Source organism: Pseudomonas sp. MF4836, from assembly GCF_002018875.1.
Lineage (GTDB): Bacteria > Pseudomonadota > Gammaproteobacteria > Pseudomonadales > Pseudomonadaceae > Aquipseudomonas.
Window position 1 is genome coordinate 173,904 of record NZ_MVOL01000015.1, and the last position, 10,008, is coordinate 183,911.

Sequence of the window (10,008 nt, forward strand, 5' to 3'; positions counted from 1 at the left end):
CCCTGTAGCCGCTGCCGATAGGCTTGGGCCGCGCTGAGCCGCTGGCCCTAAGCCCCACCGCGATTCTCCCGAATGTACTCCGGCGCCCATGCCGGCCAGCGCAGCCTGGCGGCAGCGGCTACCGCTATTCCCTCTGTACGCCCCTCCCCGGAGCCTATCGGCACTGCTTACGTCCGAGCCCGTGCAACGCGTCTGATACAGGCTTTTTGCCTTATTTCAATTCGAAGTAAAAAAGTTCCCCTGTCATAAAATCTTTATCTATCAGCAACTCCCCTGAAATAACCGGTCGCCAAGATTCCCTCCCAACACGAGCGGGCCTGAACCGCGTGTTTTCAACGCAACAGACCACCAATTAGGGGAACTCTTCGATGATCCGTAAGCACTTCGCCGGTTTTGCTGCCAGCGCCCTGGCCATGGCAGTAACCGCCCAGGCTTTCGCTGGCACCGTCACCACTGATGGCGCCGATATCGTAGTCAAAACCAAAGGCGGCCTTGAGGTCGCGACCACCGACAAAGAGTTCAGCTTCAAGCTGGGCGGTCGCTTGCAGGCCGACTACAGCCAGTTCGACGGTGTCTACACCAAGAACGGTGACACCGCGGACGCCGCCTACTTCCGTCGCGCGTTCCTCGAACTGTCCGGCGTGCTGTACACCGACTGGGCCTACACCATCAACTACGACTTCTCCCACAACACGGGTGACTCGGATAACGGCTACTTCGACGAAGCGTCGCTGGCCTACAACGGCTTCAAGCCGGTGTCGATCAAGGTCGGTCGTTTCGACCCCGACTTCGGCCTGGAAAAAGCCACCAGCTCGAAGTGGGTTACCGCTCCCGAACGTAACATCGCCTACGACATGGTCGACTGGGCCAACAGCCACCAGAACGGCCTAGGCCTGCAGGCTTCCGGCGTCTTCGCCGAGTCGTTCTACGCGTCTGCTGGCGTGTTCAGCAAAGACACCGACGACACCGACGGCAACAGCATCAAGCAGGTCAACGGCCGCTTCGTGTTCGCCCCGATGCACGACGCGGGCAACGTGCTGCACTTCGGTGTGAACGTCGCGTCCCGTGACGTTTCCGACACCGCGTTCGACTCTCGCTACCGCACCCGCATGGGCATGCGTGGCGTTGAAACCCTGGGCGGCAACGATGCCGGCACCAACGGCAACCGTCCGGTACTGGGTGGCGCTTCGGCATCGCCTGCCGGTTCCTACGACCGTGATACTGCCCTGGGCCTGGAAGCCGCGTTCGCCATGGGCCCGGCTTCGATCCAGGGTGAGTACGTCACTCGCAAGACCAAGGCCGATGCCAGCAACGTTGAAGACCTCAAGGGTCACGGCTTCTATGTACAGGGTGCCTACACCCTGACCGGCGAATCCCGTGGCTATAAAGTCGGCAAGTTCGATGCGATCAAGCCGGCGAACAAGGCCTTCGGTGCCTGGGAACTGTTCTACCGCTACGACAGCCTGACCGTGGAAGACGACAACGTGACCACCGCCAGCCTGACCCGTGATGTCGGCGACGCTTCGGTCAAGGTCCACAACCTGGGTGTGAACTGGTACGCCAACGAAGCGGTGAAAATCTCCGCCACGTACCTCAAGGCCAAGACCGATAAGGTCACCAACGCTACCGCGGCTGCCGGCGCCATCCCTGCTGCCCGCACTGGCGACGACAGCGGTGACGGTTTCGTCCTGCGCGCGCAGTACGTGTTCTAAGGTGCTGTAAAACCGATACAGAGCTCTTTCTCATCCGTTAAAGCTCCTCTCGTTTTAACCCCGCCCCGGCGGGGTTTTTTTTGGCCTCAGAACGGCGTTTCAGGCAACGGCGGGCAAGAGGTTTCGTGCAGGTACAGCCATTGGGCCGAGCCTTGGTCCAGGCCGATGATGGCCAGGGACAGGCGCGAGGTGAGGCTGTTTCCCAGGCGATGGGTTTCGCGGTAGCGGATTGCCGCGACCTGGGGTTGCTGCCACACACACCGCCACTCGCTGAGGTGGATCTGCAGGCCGGCACGGGCACCCACGGCGCCACGGAACATCTGTTCGACCTGGGCCCGACCCACCGAGGCGCCCGTGGTGGTGACCATGCTGAAGTCTTCGGCAAATACCGGCATCAGTTGCTCGATGGCGGCCAGGCCCTGGCCGTGATGGTCGGTGAATACCTGGTGGATCAGGTCATGCACCTGACGAATGCTGTGGATGGCCTGTTCAGCGCTGGAGGTGTGCATAAGTGTCCTGTTTGGCGGGTTGGAGGCGATGCAGATAAAGAAGAGGCAGCAGGCCGAGCAGGGCGGCGATGGCCCAGCTCAGGTGGTAGGCCGAGTGGGTCGGCAGGGTGCGCAGCAGCAGGTTGCAGATCATCAGCAACAGCGCGGCGCCGAGGCTGAAGGACATCTGCCGGTTGATGTTCCAGATCACGCTGCCCTTGTGTGTCAGGGCGCCGTCGAAATCCAGCAACGCCGTGGTTTGTGCGGTGTTGGCGCCGATGCCGCCGCCCACCCCCATCAGCCCATAGGCCGCGATGATCAGCGGCAGGTCGGCCGCTGTATCGACCCCGCACAGCAGGCCGATGCCGGCGCTGTGCAGCAGCAGGGCCAGGCCGAACAGGCGCCTGGCGCCCATGCGCTGGTAGACCCGGCCGCAGACCAGCATGGCGACGAAGGCACCGCCGGCGTAGAGCACCATAAAGCTTCCGGTCAGGCCGGCGCTGAAATGCAGGGTGTCTTGCAGGAAGAACATGCTCAGCAGGTTGACCCCGGTGAACAGGCCGGGGATCGCGTAATAAATGCCGATCGAGCCGCTGAGGCGGACGCTGCGCAGCAGCCTCAGATCGACGATGGGGTGAGTGCTGCGCCGGCAATGCCTTATGTACAGCAGGCTGAAACCGATCCCGGCCAACAGGCACGACGCCGCAGCCAGGGGCGGGTAATCGGTGCCGTACAGCGACAACCCCAGGAGCAGCGTGGCCAGCGCCGCGCTGACCAGCAGCAGGCCGCGCAGGTCCGGCCGGGGCCCGGGCGGGGCGCGGCGCTCGCGGATCCAGCACCAGGCCAGGCCGGCGGCCAGCAGGGAAAACGGCAGGTTGCTGGAGAACACCCAGCGCCACGAACTGTGGTCGACGATCAGCCCGCCAAGGGGCGGTGACAAGGCGGGGGCGATCAGCGCCACGGCCATGATCAGGGTCGAGATCTTTGCCCGTTGCTCGCCCTGGAACAGGTTGAACGTCAGGGCCTGCCCGACCGGAATCAGCAGGCCGCCACCGATCCCCTGGAGCAGGCGCCAGAACAGCAGCTCGGGAAAACTGCCGGCCAGGGCACAGAGCCCGGCCGTGATGCTGAACAGCAGCATCGACAGGGTGAGGATCTCGCGGCTGCCATAGCGCCCGGCCAGCCAGGTACTGATGGGCATGATCAGGGTCAGGCCGAGGATGTAGGCGTTGGCGACCCAGGCCACGGCAGTGCCGGACACCTGCAGGTCGGTGGCGATGCTGGGCAGCGCCACGGCCGACATGAAGATATTGACGCAGTCGATAAAGAACCCGAGCAGGAATACCAGCGCCACTTGGTAGCGATAAGTCATGTCATCTCCCTTTTGCCGGGGAGCTTAGGGGCGATAGGCCGACCGGGTCCATGCCGCTATACTTGAAACATTGTTTGATGAGGCTTGACAGTGAATAACCCTTTGCACGCCCACCTGAACCGGGTGCAGACCTTTCTCGCGGTGGTGGATTTCGCCTCCTATACCAAGGCCGCCCATTACCTGGGCATGAGCAAAGCCATGGCCAGCCTGCATGTGAAGGCCCTGGAGCAGGCACTGGGCAGCACCTTGCTGATCCGCAGCACGCGCCGTGTTTCCCTGACTGAAACCGGCCAGGACTTCTATCAGGAGTTCAAGGGTATCGTCGCCAGTATCGACAATGCATTTGACAATGTTCTGAACGGTCACGGCCGGGTCGCGGGCACGTTGCGCTTCAGTTCCACCGGCGAATACGCCGAGAAATTTGTCTTGCCGCTGTTACCCCTGTTTGCCGCGCGCCATCCCGAGGTGCGCCTGAGTTACCACTTCAACTCATCCTTGAATGACCTGGTGGCGGAAAAACTCGACCTGGTGATTCGCCTGGGCAACCTCGGCGACTCGGCGTTCAAGAGCCGCAAGCTCGACGAGTACGAAATTGTGCTGGTGGCCAGTCCGGCATTCGCCCAGGGGGTTGCGGTGCACGTTCCCCAGGACTTGAGCCGGCTGCCGTGGATCACCCATAACACGCTGCAGGGGCCGCCCAGCTGGACCTTCAGCCACCCGGTGCGGGGCGATGTCGAGGTCACGCTCAACAGCCAGCATGAGTCCAACGCGTCGACGGCGATTCGCGCGCTGACCCTGGCCGGCCTCGGGGTGGCGGTGCTGCCGGCCTGGATGGTGGACGACGATCTGGCCCAGGGGCGCCTGGTGCGCTTGCTGCCCGAGTACGGCCTGCCGAGGCAGTCGGTGCAGGTGGTGTTTCCCAACAGCGCGCACCTGCCGGCGAAATCCCGGGCCTTTATCGATTTTCTGGCGCTGCACCTGGGCCGTTGAGCCTGCCCCGGCGGTTTTTATTTCGGCGCGCCGGACGATGGGGGATACTCGGCCGGTGCTTGGGCCATCAATACCGGGGAACGCAATGCCGCTTCAATCCTTGAACAGTCTCTCTGCCGTCGGCCCGCAACAGTGGGATGCCCTGGTGGCCGATGCGCAGCCGTTTTTACGGCATGCCTTTCTCAGCGCCCTGGAAGACAGCGGCAGTCTCGGCCCGCGCTCCGGCTGGCAGCCCGAGCACCTGTTGCACGTGGAAGACGGGCGTTTGCTGGCGGCGCTGCCCAGTTATCGCAAATGGCATTCCTATGGCGAGTACGTGTTCGATCACGGCTGGGCAGAAGCTTGCGAGCGTGCCGGGATCGACTACTACCCCAAGCTCCTGACCGCCGTGCCCTTCAGCCCGGTCAGTGGCCCGCGGGTGCTGGCGGCCAGCCAGGAGGACGCCTTCGAACTGCTTAAAAGCCTGCCCGGCTACCTGGAGATCGAGCAGCTTTCCAGCGCCCATATCAATTTCACCGACCCCTTTGCCGACGCCGCCCTGGCCGGGCAGGCGGGTTGGCTGCAGCGCCTGGGGTGCCAGTTTCATTGGCAGAATCGCGGGTACCGGGACTTCCAGGATTTCCTCGACACCCTGGCGTCGCGCAAGCGCAAACAGATGCGCAAGGAGCGCGAGCAGGTGGCGGGGCAGGGCATCGAGTTCCAGTGGCTGGGCGGGCATGAGCTGGATGAGGCGCAGTGGGATTTTGTCTACGCCTGCTACGCCAACACTTACGCCGTGCGGCGCCAGACGCCCTACCTGACCCGGGCCTTCTTCAGCTTGCTCGCCGAGCGCATGCCCGAGGCCATTCGCGTGGTCCTGGCCAAGCAGGGCCCGCGGCCGGTAGCCATGGCCTTCAGTCTGGTGGGTGGCGACAGTTTCTATGGACGCTATTGGGGCTGCCTGGCGGAGTTCGATCGGCTGCATTTCGAAACCTGTTTCTACCAGGGCATGGATTACGCCATCGCCCACGGTCTGCAACGCTTCGACGCCGGGGCCCAGGGCGAGCACAAGCTGATTCGCGGTTTCGAGCCGGTGATTACCCATTCCTGGCACTACCTGCGCCATCCCGGGCTGAATGCGGCGGTGAAGGATTTCCTGCAGCAGGAACGGCTCGGCATCCTGGCCTATGCCGAGGAAGCGAGGGCCGCCTTGCCTTATCGGCAAGCCTGACCCTCGCGGTCAGCGCGCTAGCGGTCTTCCCGGCCCAGCCAGCGATAAAGCCCGCCACCGATCAGCGCACCCAAGATCGGCGCGACCCAGAACATCCACAGCTGCTGGATCGCCCAGCCGCCGACAATCAGCGCCGGGCCGGTACTGCGCGCCGGGTTGACCGAGGTGTTGGTGACCGGGATCGAGATCAGGTGGATCAGGGTCAGCGCGAGGCCGATGGCGATCGGCGCAAAGCCCGCCGGGACCCGTTTATCGGTGGCGCCGAGGATGATCACCACAAACATCAGGGTCATCACCACCTCGCAGACAAAGCCCGCTGCCATCGAGTAACCGCCCGGCGAGTGCGCGCCGTAGCCGTTGGACGCCAGGCCGCTGGACAGCTCGAAGCCGGGTTTGCCGCTGGCGATGTAGTAGATCAGGGCCGCCGCGACAATCCCGCCTATCACTTGCGCCACCACATAGGCTGGCAGCTCCCTGGCCGGAAACCTGCCACCCACCACCAGCCCTACCGACACGGCAGGGTTTAGGTGACAACCGGAGATATGACCGATGGCGAACGCCATCGTCAGAACAGTGAGGCCAAACGCCAGGGCCACACCCAATACACCGATCCCCAGGGGGGAAGACGCGGCCAGCACTGCGCTGCCACACCCACCCAGAACCAGCCAGAACGTACCCAGCAACTCAGTGACTGAACGCTTGAACAGAGACATGAGGTGAATCCTTGATAGGACGACCTATCGATTCGATAACGCCATGATGCGTCCCTGCAGATGAACTACAGGTTCTGCGCCAGAACCTAGGGTGAGTACAGCAGGATTCTGGCCGAATTCCAGCGCCCATAAAAAAGCCAGAGCCCTCTACACACAAGGGCTCTGGCTGGTTTTGCAAGGCTGTTAGTCGATGCCGACAAAACCCCCGGTCTGGTGCTGCCACAGGCGTGCGTACAAGCCGCCGTGGGCCAGCAATTGGGCATGGCTGCCGCTTTCGGCGATGCGGCCTTTTTCCAGGACCACCAGGCGGTCCATGCGGGCGATGGTCGAGAGCCGGTGGGCGATGGCAATTACGGTCTTGCCCTGCATCAGGGTTTCCAGGCTCTCCTGGATCGCCGCTTCGACTTCCGAATCCAGGGCCGAGGTGGCCTCGTCCATGATCAGGATCGGCGCGTCCTTGAGCAGCACCCGGGCAATGGCGATGCGCTGGCGCTGGCCACCGGACAACTTGACCCCGCGCTCGCCGACATGGGCGTCAAAACCGCTGCGGCCTTCGGAGTCCACCAGTTGCGGAATGAACTCGTCGGCCCGGGCCTTGCGCACGGCCTCCCACAGTTCCTCGTCGGTGGCGTCGGGCTTGCCGTACAGCAGGTTGTCGCGGATCGAGCGGTGCAGCAGCGAAGTGTCCTGGGTGATCATGCCGATGTGTTCGCGCAGGCTCTCCTGGGTGACTTCGGCGATGTCCTGGCCATCGATCAGGATGCGCCCGCCCTGCAGGTCATAGAGCCGCAGCAGCAGGTTGACCAGGGTCGACTTGCCCGCTCCGGACGGGCCGATCAGGCCGATCTTCTCGCCAGGCCGGATCACCAGTTCGAGACCACCGATGACCCCCGATTGCTTGCCGTAGTGAAAGTCCACCTGCTCGAAGCGCACTTCGCCCTGGGTCACGGCCAGGCGTGGCGCCTGTTCGCGGTCGGTGACACTCAGGGGCTGAGCGATGGTCTGCAAGCCGTCCTGGACCATGCCGATGTTTTCGAAGATGCCGTTGACCACCCACATGATCCAGCCCGACATGTTGACGATGCGGATCACCAGGCCGGTGGCCAGGGCAATGGCACCGACCGAAATCAGCGACTGGGTCCAGAGCCACAGGGCCAGGCCCGTGGTGCCGACGATCAGCAGGCCGTTCATGCTGGTGATGACCACGTCCATGCTGGTGATGACGCGGCTGGCCAACTGGGTTTTTTCGGTCTGCTCGGCAATCGCTTCGCGGGCGTAGTTCTGTTCGAACTGGGTGTGGGCGAACAGCTTGAGGGTGGTGATGTTGGTGTAGCCGTCGACGATGCGCCCCATCAGTTTGGAGCGTGCATCGGAGGACACCACCGAGCGGTCCTTGACCCGAGGCACGAAGTAGCGCAGCGCACCGATGTAGCAGGCGATCCACGCCAGGAGTGGGATCATCAGGCGCCAGTCGGCCTCGGCGAACAGCACCAGGGCGCTGACCGCATAGATCAGCACGTGCCACAGGGCGTCTACGGCTTGCACCGCCGAGTCGCGCAGGGAGTTGCCGGTCTGCATGATGCGCTGGGCGATGCGCCCGGCAAAATCGTTCTGGAAGAAATTCAGGCTCTGCTTGAGCACGTAACTGTGGTTCTGCCAGCGGATCATGCTGGTCATGCCGGGGCTGATGGTCTGGTGCACCAGCAGGTCATGCAGGCCGACGAACAGCGGCCGCAACAGGAGCGCGACCACGGCCATCCAGATCAGCTCGGTGCCGTGGATCTTGAAGAAGTCCACATTGGGCGTGCCCTGGGCCAGATCGATCAGGCGGCTCAGGTAGCTGAACAGCGAGACCTCGATCAGGGCCACGAACAGGCCCACCACCAGCAGGGCGGCGAAGCTCGGCCAGACTTGCTTGATGTAGTACAGGTAGAACGCCAGGACCCGGTTTGGCGGTGCAGCCGTGGGGGCGTCGCGGAAGATGTCGATCAGTTGTTCGAAACGGCGATAGAACATTGGGTTTGGTGCCCGCAGGGCGGGCTCTCCTGGTCAAGATATGAGCGGCCGCACGGCACGGTACGACCGCTCCTGACGCCTTGCCTCTTTAGTCGATGCGCTTGGCCGACTTGATCAGCACAGGGTCGATCGGCACATTCTGCATGCCTTGTTTGGTGGTGGTCTGGGAGTTGACGATCTGGTCGACCACGTCCATGCCATTCACCACTTTGGCGAATACCGCGTAGCCGGCATCGCGGCCCGGGTCGAGGAAGGCGTTGTCGGCCACGTTGATAAAGAACTGGCTGGTGGCCGAGTTCGGGTTCGAGGTGCGGGCCATCGACAGGGTGCCACGCACGTTGTGCAGGCCGTTGCTGGCTTCGTTCTTGATCGGGTCGCGGGTGTCTTTCTGATTCATCTGTGCAGTGAACCCACCGCCCTGGACCATGAACCCCGGGATCACCCGGTGAAAGATGGTGTTGCTGTAGAAGCCGCTGTCGACGTATTCAAGAAAGTTCTTGCTGGAGATCGGTGCCTTGACCGGGTCCAGTTCGATTTCGATCTTGCCGAAGCTGGTGTCCAGCACGACGTGAGGAGCCTTGGCCGGTTGTGCGGCCATCAGGTTGGCGGCGAACAGAACGGAGCCGGCGACGAGGGCGATTTTTTTCAGCATGGGTCAGTGATCCTGGGTGGTGGTGTCGACTGTGGTTAAAAACTCGAGCAGGGTTTGATTGAAGCGGTGTGGCTGGTCCAGCGGGGTGGCGTGGCGTGAATCGTCGATCACCACCAGTCGTGCGTGGGGCAGCAATTTCACGTAGGCCTCTTTCTGCGCCACCGGGGTGTAGTCGTGGTCGGCGCTGACGATCAGGGTTGGACAGGGAATGCGGGAAAGTCGTTCCTTTACCCCCCAGCCAACAATGGCGTCGAAGCTGGCGAGATAAGCACGTTTGTCGTTTTTTGCCCAGCGTTCGGCCATCTTTTGCCGCAGCTCGGCCTGCTCCGGCTTGGGGAACAGGTTGCGGCCCAGGGCCTGGCCGATGGTCGCCAGGCCCAGTACTCGGGCCAGGCTCCAGCGCTTGAACCATTGCCAGTAATCGGCGCGACTGCGCAGCTTGACCTCAGGCCCGCTGTTGACGATGCACAGGCTCCTGAGCAGTTGTGGGTGATCGACTGCCAGTTGGAAGCCGATCATGCCACCCATGGAAAGCCCGACCAGGTGCGCGGGCGCAAGGTTCAGGTGCTCGATCAGGGCGACCAGGTCGGCACTGAACCCGGCAATGCTGTAGCGCTCGTGGGGTTTGTCGGAGCGCCCGTGGCCACGCACATCGGGCACAATCACCCGGTAACGGGCCGCGAGATCGGCGATCTGCATTTCCCAGTCCAGGGTGCTGGAGCCCAGGCCATGCATCAGGATCAGCGGTGTGCCCTGGCCGTATTCCTCAAAGTGCAGGGTGCATCCTTCATGTTCGAAATAGGCCACGGCACAACTCCTGTTCGGGCGGGTGGGGGCGGTCTCTGATACACATCT

9 protein-coding genes are annotated in these 10,008 nt (G+C 63.0%); 3 read left to right on the top strand and 6 right to left on the bottom strand.

Translation table 11 applies throughout. From position 1 onward, the window contains the following. Positions 1-368 precede the first annotated feature (368 nt). A complete protein-coding gene (locus MF4836_RS29005; RefSeq protein ID WP_078473242.1) occupies positions 369-1,712 on the top strand; it encodes an OprO/OprP family phosphate-selective porin in 1,344 nt (447 codons plus the stop codon). An 86-nt stretch (positions 1,713-1,798) separates the two neighbouring features. On the opposite strand, the gene MF4836_RS29010 is transcribed toward MF4836_RS29005, so the two are convergent. Both MF4836_RS29010 and MF4836_RS29015 read right to left on the bottom strand, forming a co-directional pair. Next, positions 1,799-2,221 (bottom strand): DUF4440 domain-containing protein, encoded by a 423-nt coding sequence (locus tag MF4836_RS29010; protein ID WP_078473243.1) that lies wholly within the window; start codon positions 2,219-2,221, stop codon positions 1,799-1,801. Continuing rightward, on the bottom strand, positions 2,202-3,572 hold the full coding sequence (locus MF4836_RS29015) for an MFS transporter (protein WP_078473244.1): 1,371 nt from the start codon (positions 3,570-3,572) through the stop codon (positions 2,202-2,204). Before MF4836_RS29015 ends, MF4836_RS29010 begins: the two co-directional genes overlap by 20 nt. Before the next feature lie 102 nt (positions 3,573-3,674). Between MF4836_RS29015 and MF4836_RS29020 the strand changes: the two genes are divergently transcribed. Then, positions 3,675-4,562: a LysR family transcriptional regulator gene (locus MF4836_RS29020; protein ID WP_078473245.1), complete on the top strand. Its 888-nt coding sequence runs from the start codon at positions 3,675-3,677 to the stop codon at positions 4,560-4,562. An 85-nt stretch (positions 4,563-4,647) separates the two neighbouring features. After that, complete coding sequence (locus MF4836_RS29025; RefSeq protein WP_078473246.1) at positions 4,648-5,772, top strand: GNAT family N-acetyltransferase; 1,125 nt, start codon at positions 4,648-4,650, stop codon at positions 5,770-5,772. 17 nt (positions 5,773-5,789) lie between these two features. Here the strand turns inward: MF4836_RS29025 and aqpZ are convergent, their stop codons facing one another. From aqpZ to MF4836_RS29045, 4 genes are all read right to left on the bottom strand, one after another. Beyond that, positions 5,790-6,485 (bottom strand): aquaporin Z, encoded by a 696-nt coding sequence (gene aqpZ / locus MF4836_RS29030; RefSeq protein ID WP_078473247.1) that lies wholly within the window; start codon positions 6,483-6,485, stop codon positions 5,790-5,792. A gap of 183 nt (positions 6,486-6,668) precedes the next feature. Beyond that, positions 6,669-8,501 carry an ABC transporter ATP-binding protein gene (locus tag MF4836_RS29035; RefSeq protein WP_078473248.1) on the bottom strand — a complete coding sequence of 611 codons (1,833 nt, stop codon included), beginning with the start codon at positions 8,499-8,501 and terminating at the stop codon, positions 6,669-6,671. Between the two features lie 88 nt (positions 8,502-8,589). Further along, the gene (locus MF4836_RS29040; RefSeq protein WP_020297750.1) at positions 8,590-9,153 is read right to left on the bottom strand and encodes a peptidylprolyl isomerase A; all 564 of its coding nucleotides are present in this window, start codon (positions 9,151-9,153) and stop codon (positions 8,590-8,592) included. Positions 9,154-9,156: 3 nt separating this feature from the next. Further along, positions 9,157-9,960 (bottom strand): alpha/beta fold hydrolase, encoded by an 804-nt coding sequence (locus MF4836_RS29045; protein ID WP_078473249.1) that lies wholly within the window; start codon positions 9,958-9,960, stop codon positions 9,157-9,159. Positions 9,961-10,008 lie beyond the last annotated feature (48 nt).